Here is a 16,789-nt window from a genome sequence, read left to right as displayed (position 1 = left end):
GGGAACGATTCCGAATACATATCCCAATCCGAAAGGAACATTGGACATGACAAAAGAGACGGTATTACGTAAACCGGAAGCAATGATTTTTGATATGGATGGTACTTTGTTTCAGACGGAAACACTGTTGTTGCCAGCCTATCATCAGTTGTTTGATACATTGCGGGCTGAAGGGCATTTTGAGGGAGAGACTCCTCCTGAAGAACGAATGCTGGGAAGCCTGGGGATGTTGCTAGAAGATATATGGAAAGTGGTTATGCCTGAAGCTTCAGTTGCGGCCCATCGACGTGCAGATGAACTGCTGCTTCAGTTGGAGATTGAAGGGCTGGATGGGGGAAGCTCGCAGCTGTACCCACATGTAAAAGAGACGCTGGAAGCATTGAAAGAACAAGGTGTTCGGTTGTTTGTCGCCAGCAACGGGCTGGAGGACTATGTTAAAGGTGTGGCCTTTGCCCATGAGATCATGCCGCTCTTTGAAGGTGTCTATAGTGCAGGACAGTACAAGACCCCTTCCAAAGTTAACTTGGTTCAGATTCTGCTTGAGAAGCATCGGATTCAGGATGCATGGATGGTCGGGGACCGCTCTTCGGATGTGGAAGCAGGTAAAATGAACAAACAGACCGTCATCGGCTGTGCTTATGCAGGGTTCGGACGAGATGAAGAACTTGCAGGATCAGATGTACTAATCTCTGATTTTACGGAACTGCTTCGTTTATATCGGGAAGCAGAATAGAAAAAAATGACCACCCTAAATCCATTCGGATGTTGGATGGTCATTTTTTTGGTTCAAGGAGAAGTTGGTTCACTACTAATGAAGTCTGACGGTCATAACCGGGATCTTCTGGTCCTTTTGAGGGTGGCAGACTTACCTTTTACGCGTTTGACTGGTTTGGTTACCTTTACGCCACGAGGGGGACGATTCGCACTTGGATGGTTGTGGTACACCCATAGAGCGTACTCCAGTGGTTGAGTGATTGCCTTGGAATAAGTATCTTTCTCTCCAATGCGGGCAAATACTTCACGTGCAGGTTTTGGATTCACTTCGAGCAGATAGATACGTCCACTCTTGTCAATCGCCAGATCCAGAGCCAACTCACACAAGGTGCCATAGGTACTCTCCAGAAATGAAGCAACGTCAATCCCGAATTTCTCGGCAGTGGTGTTGATCTCAGCCCGTTCCTTCTCATCAGTAATCCACTGTTTCATCAATTTGTGCATCGCAATGGCCTGGCCACCGCCATGCAGATTAGAGGTAACACTTTTCTCCGCACCCATACGTCCAGCGCATCCAGTTAATTCCCACTGCCCTTCACCATTCTTCTGGACTAGCATTCGATAATCATGAACCCGGCCATTCGGAAGCTGAAGCTGAATGCCCTGTTGAACGAGGTATTTATCTTTCATATTCCAATGCTGTAGCAGTGAACCCAAGCGTGACAGATGGACTTTGCGTGGGGTGATGATCCGTCGCTTCTGGTCCCGTCCCTGTACAAGAACCGTATTGGCCTCGCTGCCACTGCGTTCGATGCGAAGAATTCCGCGCCCTCCGGTTCCATTGATGGGTTTCAGATAGATGAGGGAGGAGGCTTTCAGCATACGATTCACATCGGACATATCCTGAAACAGAACGGTATCTGGCAGATGTTCACGGAAGGCTGATTTGGCCGAGAGCGTTTGATGAATGGTCCATTTATTGCGCAGAGGACGGTTTAGAAAAAGCAGATGTCCATACTTTTCCCGAAAGGCAAGCAGTTGCTGGAATCTGCGATTGCGCTGTATACGGCAGCGATCGAAGATCATGTCCGGGAATGAACGCCATTCCCGGGACCAGCCTTTTTCCGAATGAAAGACCATAGCCTCAATCTGTTTGCCTCCTGAGTGTACATCGGCAGGTGTGAACACATAGATATCGAGTCCCCGCTTGCGCCCTTCAAGGATCATTCTGCGGTATATGCTCCGTTCTTCCAGAGCGCGATGTTCATTTAAGTACAACGTCATAATGCCCAGAACAGGTGAGGACACAAACAATCACCTTCTTTTGCTGTTATTCCTGTTCATCATCGTTTCGATTGGCGGGCAAGGTAGGCGCTGTACTGAAAAATGCGTTCCAATGACCTACGTCGAATCTGCGGTTCATCGAACTTCATCGGCTTCGCATTCGCTTCAAAGAACCAGATCTCGCCCAGATCGTCAATGCCCAGGTCCATGGACATTTCACCAAGCGTATGCCCTGAACCTCGTTCCACTTGACGCGCGATCAACAATGAAGTGGATTTCACCCGCTTCATCAATGTATTCGACATTTCTTCTCCGAAAAGGTCGGTAAGCAGCTTTTCAGGGTCCTCTACACTACCGCCACGCGGCACATGGGTCGTAATGCTTCGAGAGCCGGCGAGCCGGGCCCCGACCCCTGTTACGCTCCACTGTCCTTTACCGTTTTTCTGCACAAGTACACGTAGATCGAATGGACGCTTCCGGGACGAAGCCAGCTCAATACCCTGTTGCATGATATAAGGCGTGTGTCCGGTCTCCTTACGAATTCTTGCCCATAATTTGGAAAGGGTAGCGGCTTTGTACGTTGTGCTTTTTCGGGTACTCTGTATTTTAAGCCGGTAAGGGAGACGTTCTTTTTCCTGAAACTTGAGCATCATGATTCCTTTGCCGGCTTTGCCGCTTTCTGGTTTCAGATACAGATAAGGATACGATCGAAGGACCGTCCCCAAAGCGGTTGCTGTTCGCATTCGGCGAGTATAGGGAATCAGCTGCTGGGTAGACTTGGATTTCTTGAGCCATTCGAACAAATTCCATTTATTGAAGAAAAACGGGTTGTATAGTTCGATTCCGGAATGCATGCACTCTTCAATTTTTCGCTGTACTGAAGGTTTGCGTTCATCTTCCCGATTGGGAATCCGATTGTAGAGTACATGGGGAAGGGGGAAGGACTGTGAAGTCCATCTCCCAATCCCATTGTTGTACGTGTACCCTTTCACAGTGGGGCCGCTCACATTTAAATCTCGTACAGTCACGACGTACACCACATATCCCATATTTTCGCCCGTTTGTACAATATCTAAGAAGTTTTGCTGGTTTCCTCTGAACATCCGACGATCATCATGCATGGTCAAGACAGCAATAACGGGTCTAAAATCATCCTGCAAGCTCATCAAATGCCGTCTTTCTTCCGGAATTTGCTCAAATACAGGCAATGTTCCAGGATGTGCTCCACCGATGATTTTCCTTCCAGCCGCAGCGAAGGGTGACGGAAAATGGAGCGGCCGGGTTTGGCGTTCGCTTCGAACATCCATACATGTTCCTCCTGATCAATGCCCAGATCAAAGCCAATCTCACCAATTAGATGCTGGTGCTGGGTTTCAATCGCCTGGGCCAGTGTTATTGCGACAGATTTGGCATGCTGAAGCACTTCTCCAGAGCGGTCACCAAAGTTCCGCTTGAGAGCCTGCTCGGGTGTCATCAGGGAGCCGCCGTTTTTAATATGGGTGGTTACACTGCCGCGACCAGCTTTTTTGGCGCCGATGCCAACGACGACCCATTGGTTGTTTCCATTTTTATGCATGTGAAAACGAAAATCAATCGGACATTCGTCAATCTCAATGAGCCGGATACCCTGTTGAACGACATAACCGCGAAGTTGTTTGCCGTGTCTGCCTTGAAGCATGCGCATCAGGCTGTTGAATGAACCAAAACGAAGCAGGGCGTTGCCGCCTTTTTTACGATAACGGGCGAAATATCCACGTTTGGGCGAATAGGTCAATCGATAGATCCCGTTGCCCAGACTTCCTGCTGTTGGTTTGTAATAGACAAACTGATGGCGTTCCAGCATTTCTTTCATCTGTTCTACCGTCGGGTTGGTGATGGATTCAGGAATATAACGTCCTGCCGCCGGGTCGTTCTCCAGCAGTTTATAAATATCTGACTTGTTGAAGAAACTCCAATTGAAGAAAGGGATCTTGCGTCGGATAAATCGCTCCCGCAGCTGGTTGATCGCCGGTGAGAAGTCAGAGCGACGGCTGGGTAATCGGTTATACACGACATCGGGCAGAGGTACGGTTTTGCGGCTGAAGCTTCCATTGTCGTTAAGGAAAAAACCGGACACTGTTTCGTTCTGCCAGTTGATATCTCTTGGAGTGAACGCATAAATATAGGATTTACGGCTGCCTTCTCGGAGCAGTTGTTTGATAAAACCGGTACGGGAACCAAACGGGTTGGAGCCAGACGAAGGTCCGTCAGACAGCACGCCGATCAGTGGACCCAACTGGACTTCATCGTTCTGCAAGTTGCGGAGGTAGATGCTACCCCGTTTCGGAACGTTCATCAGATTACGTATGCCCGAAGCGAGATAGAGATGTTTGCCAGCCTTTTTGATTGGTTTGATGGTTGCGGGCACCCGGTCACGGCCAAACCGCAGATGAATCGTTTTTTTGCCGGATAGATTTAGGCTTTTCATTAATGCGTTGGATACATAAACCACTTTATCCGGCTGCTGTGTGAAATGCAGATTGCAAAAGGTCAAACTCATGATTTATCCTCCTATCCTGAAAAGATCCTTCGGCTCCATGGCAAGCGGGGCGCTGCGTGCCTCAACCGCCGTGAATCGGGATGGGTTTCAGGCCAGCTGTGCTGGATGTATTCGGCATTTTCGTTGGACGCTTCACGTCCGTGAGAACATGTTGTTGCAGCAAATAACGGGCATAGGCAAGCGGCCGGGCGTAGGTCAGACTGTGCATACGGGGGTCACCCGCCTCTGCGAATGAGGAGCGTCCCGGCCTGGAGTTCACTTCAAGCAGCCAAAGGCGACCATCAACATCTGCTCCAAAATCAAGGCCCAGTTCGGCCAGTCTGCCAAATCGGCCCTCCAACAGGGTAGGGATGCGGGCAGCAGCCTGCCTGATCGTCTCGAGCAGAGCGTTGGATTGCTTGCTCCCATATCGTTCCAGTAGATAAGGATGCACGGGGTATGCTTTTCCCCCTCCATGCAAATTGGAAGTGAGTGAGCCAGCCGGTCCTTCCCGTACCATACATCCGGTTAGAGACCAGTGTCCTCGCCCATTTTTTTGCACCAAGGCCCTAATGTCGAACGGTCGTTCATGATGACTTAGTTCCAGGTAAGGCTGTAAGATCATCTTTTTACTGGCCTTGTGTGAATCCAGCCAGGCAGAGACATCCTGGCGATGCTCAAATGTACGGTGTATCAATTCATTGCGAGTATTTCTGCCCTCCATAATCCAGGAGGTGTGGCAATCTTCACGATAGAGGCGAAACGTATCCTTACCATGGGTGCCCGATACAGGTTTAAAGAAAATACCTTTCGGCCAGCGCTCCAGCCATTGCTCCCATAGGGTATCCGACTTAAGAAGTGTCGTAGGAGCAAGAAGAGCACGAAGTCTTATATCAGTAGACAAGGCGCGATATACCTTCCATTTACCAGGTAAAGAAGCAGACCAGTAACGGGCAGGGTGTCCGTTTCCTGAGGATGCTAGCTGCTGAAGCTGTTGTTTGAATGTTCTGGGAAGTGGCAGTAGACAGCGGTCCATGATCAGGTCTACAGCAGGAAGAGGCACGATGTTCCATTCACCTCTGTCGAATACATAGCCCTGCGTGAGACGAGACACGCTAGGGTTATTCGATACGGCCAGCACAATGATATTTAGGCCGTAACGATGGCTTTCCAAACTGAGACGACGACAGAAGAGTTCATCTACGAAAGGAGGCGAGCCTTCTGTTGCCCGAACCAGGATAGCAACTGTGTTTGTCTGATGTTGCAGGAACATTCCGCTGCACCTCCTCTAATGGATGACTCTTCAGAATCCGGCCAGATAGGTGGAGTATTCCAGCATCGCTTTGACCGAAGGCCGGATTTTACTCTCGCTAAGTGGCGTATTATCGTTCTTGGATGGTTTGGAGTTCACTTCAAGAAGCCAGACCCTTCCATTGGTGTCCAAGGCCAAATCGATGCCGAGTTCGCCGAAATGAGCGGGGATGGCACCTTCAATGCCTTTGGCGATATCCAGCGCCGCCGTATGCAATCCTGCATAAGCAGAAGCTTTGGCTGATCCGGACAATTGGGTTTTGGCTACAGCTTCCTTGACGGTGCTGAGACTTCCACCTCGTGCCAAGTTGGATACATAGTGACTGCCGCCTGCAATACGTGCGACGATGGAAGTGACACTCCATTTGCCCGTACGGTTTTTTTGCACAAGCGCACGGAAGTCTACGGGTCTGCCGCTGTTATCAATCAGGGAAAGACCCTGTTGGATCTGGTAGCGCGTTGTTTTCATTTTCCCGGACAGACTGGCATACAGTTTATCCAGTGAAGCATACGTTTGTTTTCGGGTACCCCCAACGCTTGTAGCGAGGGTGAGGAAGCTGCCGTCGCTTTGACGGGAGACCCGGATGATACCTTTGCCAAGCGACCCACGAACCGGTTTCAGAAAGACAACCGGATATCGATTGCACATCGTTTTGAGTGTGGCGGAAGCTTTGAGCAAATGGGATTCGGGTAGCACTTTCTTCAGTGTTGAAATGGACTTCAAAGCATCGAATACTTCATTTTTGTCCAGAAACTTTTCATTGAAGGTTTGTGTACCGTAGAGCGATTTTACTTCTTTCATAAAATGCTGTACGCTAGGTTTGTTCTCAAGCTTACGGGACGTCAGCCGGTTATTGACGACGTCTGCTATAGGCAGAACGGTCTTTTTCCAGCCGTCATCATACACCCAGCCTTTCATATAACCCGTTACCGCTCCAATATCCTCCGGTGTGAAAAAGGATACATAGGCGCCCTGCTTCCGGCAGGCGTTCACCAGTTCTTGACAGAACATCGTGATGGAGCCAAAGGGCCGATCGGGCTGATCGGGGTAATCCTGGCTAACTAATACACTGATGTAAGGTCCGAGGCGCAGCGTGCGGCTGGCTGAACGATAAGATATCCTCAGGACCGAACGGGGAACAAGGCCGGTCTTGCTGGCTACCGTCTGATTGATGCGCAGACCGTCATACCTAGGAACAGGGATGACGGTGACCTCACGGCGGAAAGAGCCGAATTGTAACTGAAGCGGTCGGCCTGAAGGGATTTTAAGTGCTTTGAGCACCCCTTCGCCCAGCATGATGACGTCGTCCTGCAGGATGCCCGAGCCGGTAACCTGAATCGTTACTTTTTTAGTGGACATCACGGATCTCCTTCCGGGCGGCAACTTGATGTCTGATCTCGAAGTTGAACGGCATCTGAACATGGCATGTGCTTCATCATATGAGGACATATAACCCTTGGTGATTGACCCATTTGGATTAAATGCATTTGATGCCCGATAGGTAATGGATGGCATGTTTCCGCAATCTTTGTTTGACGGAAGTGAAATACGTGTATTAACACGGGTGAACGTTGCGATGAGAATGCGAATGAATACGAATGGATAACAGAAGAACAACCCAATTTGAGGAGGAATTATAGTGAACATTTATGACAAAGCCAATGATTTGGCCAAAGCACTGAGAGAAAGCAGCGAGGTGGAAGAAATTACTTCTGCGATGAAGCTGATTGAAGCAGACCCAGAAGCAAAGGCTATGCTGGATAATTTTCGTGATCAACAGATGGAATTGCAACAACGTATGATGAGTGGGGATATGCCTGCACCGGACGAAATGGAGAAAATGGAGAAACTGTTTGAGGTACTGAGCCTGAACCTGAATATCCGTCGTCTGTTTGACGCTGAACGTCGCCTGAGCGTTATTATCGAAGACGTGAACAAAATTATTGCAGACAGCCTGGGTCATCTGTACGGTGGCGCTGAAGCCTAAACCGAAAACCTTGTCCCGTTTTTTTGCCTGAACCTCTCATATTAGCTCCTTATCGTTCATAGACTAGACATATAGAGTCGATCAAGAACGAAGGAGCTGTGAATGGTGAAAAGGTTGAAGAAAGCAAAACATGTGATCTATCTGCTTATCGCGTTGTCGATGCTAGTCATTGCGTTGCCGCGGATTTCCTTTGCTGGTGGAATGGACTGGGTTAATATTTTTGGCATCGTATGGGTGCTGTTCTCCTTATTAATCATTGGTGCACATCTACATTTTATTCTTGGTGTGGATGAAGAGAAGAAGCGTGCACTGGAAGCTGTTCGGCGAGCAAAGCTGCGGCAGTGGGAGATGAAACTGGTGGACAAGCAGGAGCAGAGCAAATCTGTATAAGGTTTGGAACACAGATGACATGGTGATAGAGATGGTTCTATCTGTCTAAGTAAGGCCGGATTCCCTTTGGTATGAAAGGGACCGGTCTTTTTTTATACCCGTAATTAGCTGTTCCGATTATTCTGATCAATGTAGCGCGGATCTTTAGGAGAATGGTGCGTAGAATGGGGTTATTTTCCTAAGGTCGTGTTATAATAGATACAGAATAGTACAGATGCATCTTCGGGGGTGGTACAGATGGACGGACAGGAAGAAAACGTGACGAAGCACGAACAATTGCTTCAACATATTGAACAACTGAAGGTAGGCAGCAAAATATCGGTGCGTGGACTGGCGCGGGAATTGGGCGTAAGCGAAGGAACAGCGTATCGTGCAGTAAAAGAGGCAGAGAACTTCGGCCTGGTCGTGACCAAGGAACGAATTGGAACAGTGCGGATCGAGAAAAGACCTCGCGGTATGACCGAGCAGCTGACTTTTGCCGATGTGGTAACCATCGTCGAAGGTCATGTGCTGGGTGGAAGTGACGGTCTGGCCAAACCGCTTCACAAGTACGTGATCGGTGCGATGAAAGAGCAGGCCATGGCCCGATACATTGACGCGGGAAGCCTGTTGATTGTTGGTAACCGGGACAATGCACATTCCCTCGCACTCGAACAGGGCGCAGGTGTATTAATTACAGGTGGCTTCGGTACAAGCCGTGAAGTGAGAGTGATGGCTGATGAGTTGGGTCTTCCCATCATTTCCTCCAGACATGACACGTTTACAGTAGCTTCAATGATTAACCGTGCGATCTTCGATCGACTGATTAAGAAAAAGATTATGTTGGTGGAGGACATTATCGGTCAAAAGCCACGTCTTCAGGTGCTAAAGGTGACCAGTTCAGCCGCGGATTTTCATCTGCTGGTCTCCGAAACGGGAGAGCATCGCTTTCCGGTAGTAGATGAATGGAACCGGGTTATCGGTATCGTAAGTCTCAAAGATGTGAGCGAGTTAAAAGAGGATCAGAGTATTGAGAAGTGTGTCGTACGTCGCCCAATCACAGCTTCGCTGCAAACCTCACTGGCTTCGGCTGCACAGATCATGACGTGGGAGGGTATTGACTTCCTACCAATTGTGGATCGGAATCGTAAACTGATTGCATCCGTCACACGTAAGGAAGTGCTGCAGGCGATGCGTGATGCACAGAAGCAGCCACAGCTTGGAGAGACGTTTGATCATCTGATCTGGAACGGGTTTGCGGAAGAGCGCGGAGAGCAGAACGAATTGTTTTTCCACGGATTCATCATTCCACAGATGGCGACAGACCTCGGTACGATCTCGGAAGGTGTTCTGTTGAATGTGATGACACAGGCGGGACGGCGTGCCGCATGGGACGTTACAGGTAACGACCATATGGTGGATAATGTAACAACGTATTTTGTTCGTCCGGTACAGATTGAAGATCAGATTCTGGTTCGTCCCATTATTCTGGAGACAAGTCGCCGGACCTGCAAAATGGATATTGTCATTTCCCGTGATGGGAATGTTGTATGCAAAGCGGTGATGACCCTGCAATCCATTGACCATGCCTAGAAAAGCGAGAAATCCTGGATTCGAAAAATATCATAAGTTCTGAAAAAAGAGAGTATCCTCTTATCGAAATAGCGCACTGTACCCCGAAATCAACGTGGTTCAGGCTTGTTCGATAGATGAGGATACTCTCTTTTTGGCAAAACGCAATGAGATCCTGCTAATGCCTCAGGCAGATTGTCCGGATGTCTTGCCAGTTCCACCGTCTGCATGCTGCTGAAGGCGGGCATAGTAACTGCGGTTACGTAAACCGGCGAACAGATTGTACGCTCCCATAATTAGAAATAGCGCTTCCACAACGACGGATAGCGTAGAACCGGTAAACACAAACATCAGGATGAGGGAAAGAATAATCAGCATGCTACCCATCCAGACGTTGGTCCATGAGCGATAAAGACCTGTCGCGATGGGATCAGTGGTTCTGCGCGAACGAATGCTGTTCAGAGCTGAACAGACCATGGCCAGGGCAAAGATGGCGATTAGGACATATTTGAGTACATCGATGAACACAAAGACGCAGCTCCTTTTCTGGAAAGCATTTACTGCCCTTATTGTACCATGCAGGCAGAGGGCAAGGGCAGTTTTTTTCCGGGGCTATCATCTATTTCTAAGCCGGAACGTGCATCCGAATCTGTACCCAAACTTGCAGCACACCTTCCATCACCAGCATTGTTTTCACCTGAACGGTATATTCCTTTTCTCTGACCGTGTACACTTTTTGGTTCAGCATGATGCGCGTCATTTTGCTGTACTCATCGATGTTGAATACGTCGCGGCCCCGGAGCACCTCAAGTTCATCGCCCAGTTTCTGTAACATCACTTTCAGGGAGGCCTCGTCCGGACCTTTGTCAGAATCTTCTGCACGGACCTTGATTTCCTTAATGACGGTTTGGCGTTTACTGTATTTTTTCAGCGTTTTAATATCCTCCTCATTCTGATGCAGCTGAAGCTGCAACTCCTGATTGTTGAGCCACAACTCGTTGTAACTCAAGTGAAATACACCGTTGTACACGACACAACCGGCGATCATTCCCAGAACAAAGACAGCAGTCATGCGCATAAGCGGGCGGTAACGTGCAAAAGGCGGGATTCTCATGGGCGCTGTTCTGGAGTCATGCTAACCCCGTCCTCCACCACATACCCATTTCACCAGTTCGGTGCCCATGTGGGCGCCCATAAATGCGGATATTAAATACAAAATTTGTTTGACTGCCGGAGACAGATTGCCGTCCAGCACGTTGCTTTCGATCACCCGCATCGGATCGATTGTACCGCCAACGGCCGCCGCGAGCGCCCAAATTTTTATTTTCCCAGCGACGTCAAGCATCGTCTGTGTCGGAGGCTGGAGAGAGACCACCGCTCCAATACCTCCAATCATCGCGCCGCCCAGCACGATCCCAAACGCAATGAAGAAATCAAGAATAGCTTTGGACAAAAATGTGCTCATCCGGCAACACCCCTTTCAGACCCAGCAGCACACCTCCTGTCTTCGGTCCGTAACAGGGGGAGCGGCTTGTACTTCTATTGTATGGGCGTGCCCCCGAACGTTATGATAAAATAGAATAATAAAACACTCTTCAATAGGATGAATCCTTATATTTTCATTCATTTCATTAATAGAGCATTTTACATGAAAACAGAAAGCAACTTTCGGTCTGAACCGAAGGATGAAAAATACGGATAGAAGAAGATAGTGCTGTAACCTGATTCAAGAAGGTTGATGCGACTATCCATGGCGAAAGGAAGAAAAAAACATGAGTTCTTTTGTGCATTTGCACGTTCACAGTGAATATAGTTTGCTGGACGGCGCTGCGCGTATACCGGATCTCGTGAATAAAGCCGCGGATCTTGGAATGACTACGCTGGCATTGACCGACCACGGTGTAATGTATGGTGCTATTCCTTTCTATAAAGCATGCATCGAGCGGGGAATTAAGCCGATCATTGGATGTGAGGCTTATATGACTGCCGGGTCTCGCAAAGAGCGGGGAAGCCGGAAGGATCAGCCGATCCATCATCTGATTTTACTGGCCAAAAATATGACGGGTTATCGCAATCTGATGAAACTATGCTCCATCGGTCATTTGGAAGGCTTCCATTACAAACCACGTATTGATATGGAGAGTCTGGCTGCCCATCACGAGGGTATCATCTGTTTAAGTGCTTGTCTGGGAGGCGAGGTTCCCCAGCATTTGCTGCATGGACGCGAAGAAGAGGCGAAGCGTGCGGCGCTACGTTACAAACATATTTTTGGTGCCGATTTCTATCTGGAACTGCAGGATCACGGGCTATCTGAGCAAAAAAGAGTGAACCCCCAACTGATCCGTCTGGCAGCAGAGCTTGATATTCCACTGGTGGCGACCAATGATGCGCACTATCTGTCCGAAGAGGACGCCGAGCTTCAGGATGTGTTGATCTGCATCGGAACAGGAAAAACGGTAGATGACGAGAATCGGCTGCGCATCGGAACCAATCAGCTCTATCTTAAGAGTGAAAAAGAAATGGCGCGTTTGTTCCCCCATGTGCCCGAGGCTTTGGCGAATACGGTTCGCATCGCGGAGTCGTGTGAGTTGAAGCTGGAGTTCGGTAAATCCATTTTGCCGGAATATAGACCGCTTCCTGAAGGGAAAACTCCTTCTGCCTATCTGCGCCAGCTGTGCGAAGAGGGAATGGAAGAGCGCTATAGTGAATCATCACGTTGGACGGATATGGAGCTCAGAGCCGAACTTGAACAGCGGCTGGATTATGAGCTCCGGGTTATAGACAGTATGGGATTCTCGGATTATTTCCTGATCGTATGGGATTTTATCGCCTATTCTCACCAGCAGGGAATTGTCACCGGACCGGGTCGTGGCTCCTCGGCAGGTAGTCTGGTTGCCTACACCTTGCGTATTACAGACGTTGATCCCATGAAATATAACCTGCTCTTCGAGCGGTTTTTGAATCCGGAGCGGATCTCCATGCCGGATATTGATATCGACTTCAGCGATGAACGTCGGGACGAAGTCATTGAGTATGTTGCGAAAAAATACGGCAAAGCCCATGTCGCCCAAATTATTACCTTTGGTACGATGGCTGCCCGTGCTGCTGTTCGGGACGTTGGACGTGCACTGAATGTGCCTTACGGCGAGGTGGACAAGGCAGCGAAGCTGATTCCTGCGCAGCTTGGTATTAACATTCAGCGGGCAATGGAAGCCACCCCTGAACTGAAGGCTTTGTATGAGACCAAGCCGAAAACACGTGAATTGCTCGATATGGCTATGAAGGTGGAAGGCATGCCTCGTCATGCTTCCACGCATGCGGCGGGGGTTGTCATCTCCCGTGATCCGCTGACGGATGCTGTTCCGCTTCAGGAGGGCAGTGAGGGAACGGCCCTAACGCAATATTCCATGGAAAACCTGGAGTCTATTGGACTGCTCAAAATGGACTTCCTCGGTCTGCGTACCCTTTCAATTATTGAACGATGTCTGCGCTGGATTGGTGAAAATGGCGAAATTCCGGATTTTCGTCATATTCCGGACGATGATGCACTCACGTATGAGATGCTTGGTCGAGGTGACACGATGGGTATATTCCAGCTCGAATCCGCAGGAGTGCGTCGTGTCCTGAAGGAGCTGAAGCCGAGTGTATTTGAAGATATTATTTCCGTACTGGCCTTGTATCGTCCGGGCCCGATGGAGTTCATATCCAAATACATTCAGGGCAAACACGGACAGATCGAAGTGGATTATCCACATGCGGATTTGGAGTCCATTCTCAAGGATACGTATGGCATCATTGTATATCAGGAACAAATTATGCAGATTGCTTCCCGGATGGCAGGCTTCTCTCTTGGTGAAGCGGATTTGCTTCGTAGAGCGGTTTCCAAGAAGAAACGGGAAGTACTGGATCTCGAACGTGGGCATTTTGTTCAGGGCAGTCTTAAGCAAGGTTACACTGAAGCGGAGGCAGACCTGGTCTATGACATGATCGTCAAGTTTGCCAACTATGGTTTCCCGCGTGCTCATGCCGCTGCGTATGGCGTGCTTGCTTTCCAGACGGCTTATCTGAAAGCACATTATCCCATTCATTTTATGGCATCCATGTTAACAGCCGTTATGGGCAGTCACCGTAAAGTAGCGGAGTACGTTGTGGAATGCAGACGCATGAATATTGAAGTGCTTCCACCGGATGTGAATGAGAGCGGCATTCTGTTTACACCTGTGCTTGCATCATCTAGCAGAACTAGGGCTGGACAAGCGGCAGAAACCCAACGTTTAGGGGGAGAAAGTGGTGAGAACGGTACAGCAGGTTCTACGGTGGAACGTGCTGTACATGATGATCATTATTCCGGACAAGCAGAGTACGGTGAAGCACCTCTGCCGGATGACCCGGGTCCCGAACCAGACGAAGACGGTAGTGGTGCATATGAGTGGCAGGCAGCGACGACAGTGCAAGAGCAGTCCGAAGATCGAAATAATTCTGGCGTAGTGACTGTTTCTACAGCAGAACGCCTGCATGGGACTGGGGAAGAGGAGTCCTCGCATTCCGAACAGCATGGAATGTCCGCTGTACAGGAGAAAGATGGATTGTCGAATCAGAACTCTGATGCAGATACAGCAACCGGGGCGATACGTTTTGGTCTGGCTGCGGTGAAAAATGTAGGTACCCAGGCGATGGAGAGTATCATGATTGTACGGCAGGAAAGACCGTTCGACAGCCTGCTCGATTTTTGTCGTCGCGTCGATTTGCGTGTATGCAACAAACGTGTAATTGAATCGCTTATTCAGGCGGGAGCCTTTGACACATTGCCTGGGCACCGTGCCCAATTACTGGCGATGCTGGATGAGACCGTGGAAGCCGCTCTGAAATGGCGCAAGGAACGCGAGGATCTGCAAATTCAATTGTTTGATTTTGTCGAGACGCCGAACTGGGAGATTGAATATCCCGAAATTCCGCCTTATTCCGGGAGCCAGCAGTTGGAGCTGGAGCGTGAGCTGTTAGGTTTGTATCTGTCTGGTCATCCACTGGATGATTACGAAGATGTGCTTGAATCCAGCGGCGCAGATCGCATTATGGAACTGACGGAAGCGGCTGACGATACGATGGCCGTCGCAGCCGGTATGGTTGTGTCTGTGAAGTCGATTACGACGAAACAGGGCAAGGCTATGGCGTTCATGGAGCTGGAAGACCAGATCGAACGCTGTGAAGTGGTTCTCTTTCCCGAAGTATGGCGGCGCAGCCAGCAGCATGTCGGGAAAGGTGAACTGCTCGTCGTGCGCGCCAAGGTGCAGCAGCAGGACGAAGGGTTCAAGCTGCTGGCTGAGGAAGTGGCGCCGTTGTCATCGGCGGCACTGGAACAGCAGCTGCGCAGCCGCGAACGGCGCGGTAAGCCCGGCAGCGGCAGTGCTTCGCGCCCGGCGGCTCCACCACGGCAGGCGGCTGGCGCGGGAGCCGGAGCACAGCGCAGCAGTGCAGGCGTGAATGCTGGAGCTGCACGTAGCAGCGGAAGCCAAGGCCCGTCAGCGTCGCACAGCGCTGCGGGTGGATCTGGAGCGGCCGATGCTAATGGGGCTGCTTCCGTGGCTCGCCGGGCTGATGAGGCCGCTGGCGGCACGGAGCAGAGTCGTGGGCCGCGAGTGATGGAGCAGCGAGTGTTCGTGAAGATCACTCCGCAGGCGGAGAATCCAGAGCTCCTGGCCCGATTGAAACTATTGCTTCAGCAGCATTCGGGTCCGGTTGCGACGGTGCTCTTCTATGAACAGCAGCAGAAGCTGCTCGCATTGAGTGATGCCTACCGGATCAAACCTTCGCCCTCTTTGTTCTCCGAGATGGAGAAGATGCTGGGTGAGGGTACGGTCAAAATAAAATAATTGGTTTACATGCACGTAATTGTTTTCTTGATTCAAAGCTCTAACGAAACTACCGCGCCTTAACAGGCGGATGATCGTAAAACGCAAAGTTTAACGAACTTCAGTAACGTCACTCCGGTACAAAACTGTGGCACGACCTATAGAATGACGAAAAAACATCTCTGTGATTGTTAAACCGCAGTTTTGTGATAAATTGGAGTTAATCGCGTGCGTTGATTTCGTTTGGTCCGAATCGAATAAAACTAAAAAGGTATCCCAGGCCATGTTCATGACTTTGAGAAACCCCTCTTATTCCCAAGATGAAGCCTGTTCGGCCAAATGCCGAGCAGGTTTTTGTATTTATTTTACCAAATTACATCGAGAATGAAGGGGAAGGAGATATTGAACACAAGCATGTAATATGTGAATCTTTTTACATAATTTATAGGATAAGCAGACTGCTAAAGCGAATGCGCGTTTCGCATTTTTTATGAACATTTTGCGAGTTTGCCGCATACACTTGAGAACACCGAAGGACCTGGGGGTCCTCGGGGGAGCGATGCGGGAGGTCGAGATATGTCATATGAAATCGTAGAAGCCATGCTGGCCCGGCGGGGTGTACAGATTGATGCAATCGCGGAAATTGTATATCGTCTGCAAAAAGGGTACCACCCGGAACTGACTATGGATGACTGTGTCACGAGTGTAAAATCGGTACTGCAGAAACGTGAGGTGCAATATACGCTATACACAGGTATAGCCCTCGACGAGCTTGCTGAGAAACGCCTTTTGCCGCAACCTTTGCAGGCAATTATGGAGGCGGATGAATCCCTGTATGGAGTGGACGAGACTCTTGCTCTTGGCATTACCCATGTGTATGGTATGATCGGTTTAACCAGTTTTGGTTATCTGGATAAAGAAAAGATTGGTGTCATTCATGATCTGAATGAAGCAGGACCAGCTATACATGTTTTTCTGGACGACCTGGTTGCCGGGCTCGCCGCTGCTGCTTCTGCCCGAATTGCTCACAAAAATATTAAAGCCAAGAAATATCCATCGGATATCTGATTTTCTTCATTTGTGTTTTCATTCATTTGGTATCTTTTGTTTGTTCAATGGAAGGTCATCCAGGGTGGCTGTTGCTGCCCTGAGCGGCCTGAAATCCCTTTTTTGAAAAGGAAAGT

14 protein-coding genes are annotated in these 16,789 nt (G+C 49.5%); 6 read left to right on the top strand and 8 right to left on the bottom strand.

Annotated features, from left to right (window positions below):
* The first annotated feature begins 46 nt into the window (after positions 1 to 46).
* Positions 47 to 733 carry an HAD hydrolase-like protein gene (locus tag CS562_RS07315; protein ID WP_076290130.1) on the top strand — a complete coding sequence of 229 codons (687 nt, stop codon included), beginning with the start codon at positions 47 to 49 and terminating at the stop codon, positions 731 to 733.
* A 92-nt stretch (positions 734 to 825) separates the two neighbouring features.
* Here the strand turns inward: CS562_RS07315 and CS562_RS07310 are convergent, their stop codons facing one another.
* The 5 genes from CS562_RS07310 to CS562_RS07290 all read right to left on the bottom strand — a co-directional run bounded on the left by CS562_RS07310 (position 826) and on the right by CS562_RS07290 (position 7,187).
* The gene (locus CS562_RS07310; protein WP_076289797.1) at positions 826 to 2,022 is read right to left on the bottom strand and encodes a YheC/YheD family endospore coat-associated protein; all 1,197 of its coding nucleotides are present in this window, start codon (positions 2,020 to 2,022) and stop codon (positions 826 to 828) included.
* A gap of 35 nt (positions 2,023 to 2,057) precedes the next feature.
* Positions 2,058 to 3,164, bottom strand: a complete 1,107-nt coding sequence (locus CS562_RS07305) for a YheC/YheD family endospore coat-associated protein (RefSeq protein ID WP_076289796.1) — start codon at positions 3,162 to 3,164, stop codon at positions 2,058 to 2,060.
* Positions 3,164 to 4,537, bottom strand: a complete 1,374-nt coding sequence (locus CS562_RS07300; RefSeq protein WP_064639328.1) for a YheC/YheD family endospore coat-associated protein — start codon at positions 4,535 to 4,537, stop codon at positions 3,164 to 3,166. The genes CS562_RS07305 and CS562_RS07300 overlap by 1 nt, the downstream gene beginning before the upstream one ends.
* Positions 4,538 to 4,598: 61 nt before the next feature.
* Positions 4,599 to 5,789 (bottom strand): YheC/YheD family endospore coat-associated protein, encoded by a 1,191-nt coding sequence (locus CS562_RS07295; RefSeq protein ID WP_099854737.1) that lies wholly within the window; start codon positions 5,787 to 5,789, stop codon positions 4,599 to 4,601.
* A 30-nt stretch (positions 5,790 to 5,819) separates the two neighbouring features.
* Complete coding sequence (locus tag CS562_RS07290; RefSeq protein WP_099854736.1) at positions 5,820 to 7,187, bottom strand: YheC/YheD family endospore coat-associated protein; 1,368 nt, start codon at positions 7,185 to 7,187, stop codon at positions 5,820 to 5,822.
* Positions 7,188 to 7,467: 280 nt separating this feature from the next.
* Here CS562_RS07290 and CS562_RS07285 point away from each other — a divergent pair, with 280 nt between their 5' ends.
* From CS562_RS07285 to CS562_RS07275, 3 genes are all read left to right on the top strand, one after another.
* Positions 7,468 to 7,815: a YlbF/YmcA family competence regulator gene (locus tag CS562_RS07285; protein WP_076289793.1), complete on the top strand. Its 348-nt coding sequence runs from the start codon at positions 7,468 to 7,470 to the stop codon at positions 7,813 to 7,815.
* A gap of 102 nt (positions 7,816 to 7,917) precedes the next feature.
* Positions 7,918 to 8,205: a hypothetical protein gene (locus CS562_RS07280; protein ID WP_076289792.1), complete on the top strand. Its 288-nt coding sequence runs from the start codon at positions 7,918 to 7,920 to the stop codon at positions 8,203 to 8,205.
* A 237-nt stretch (positions 8,206 to 8,442) separates the two neighbouring features.
* The gene (locus CS562_RS07275) at positions 8,443 to 9,777 is read left to right on the top strand and encodes a DRTGG domain-containing protein (protein ID WP_099854734.1); all 1,335 of its coding nucleotides are present in this window, start codon (positions 8,443 to 8,445) and stop codon (positions 9,775 to 9,777) included.
* 165 nt (positions 9,778 to 9,942) lie between these two features.
* Here CS562_RS07275 and CS562_RS07270 read toward each other — a convergent pair whose 3' ends face one another.
* The 3 genes from CS562_RS07270 to CS562_RS07260 form a co-directional block, all read right to left on the bottom strand.
* Complete coding sequence (locus CS562_RS07270) at positions 9,943 to 10,284, bottom strand: YtpI family protein (RefSeq protein WP_180287066.1); 342 nt, start codon at positions 10,282 to 10,284, stop codon at positions 9,943 to 9,945.
* A gap of 97 nt (positions 10,285 to 10,381) precedes the next feature.
* On the bottom strand, positions 10,382 to 10,870 hold the full coding sequence (locus tag CS562_RS07265; protein ID WP_076289791.1) for a sporulation membrane protein YtrI: 489 nt from the start codon (positions 10,868 to 10,870) through the stop codon (positions 10,382 to 10,384).
* Positions 10,871 to 10,891: 21 nt separating this feature from the next.
* Entirely contained in the window at positions 10,892 to 11,221 is a 330-nt protein-coding gene (locus tag CS562_RS07260) for a YtrH family sporulation protein (protein ID WP_024629128.1), read from the bottom strand.
* Positions 11,222 to 11,528: 307 nt separating this feature from the next.
* Here CS562_RS07260 and CS562_RS07255 point away from each other — a divergent pair, with 307 nt between their 5' ends.
* Positions 11,529 to 15,626: a DNA polymerase III subunit alpha gene (locus tag CS562_RS07255; RefSeq protein WP_099854731.1), complete on the top strand. Its 4,098-nt coding sequence runs from the start codon at positions 11,529 to 11,531 to the stop codon at positions 15,624 to 15,626.
* 555 nt (positions 15,627 to 16,181) lie between these two features.
* Positions 16,182 to 16,673, top strand: coding sequence for a phosphatidylglycerophosphatase A family protein (locus tag CS562_RS07250; protein ID WP_024629130.1), 492 nt, complete (start codon positions 16,182 to 16,184; stop codon positions 16,671 to 16,673).
* Positions 16,674 to 16,789 lie beyond the last annotated feature (116 nt).

It is taken from the genome of Paenibacillus sp. LK1 (assembly GCF_002750415.1).
Taxonomy (GTDB): Bacteria; Bacillota; Bacilli; order Paenibacillales; family Paenibacillaceae; genus Paenibacillus; species Paenibacillus taichungensis.
Note: the sequence above shows the minus strand (reverse complement) of the source record. Positions and strands in the feature narration are given on the sequence as shown.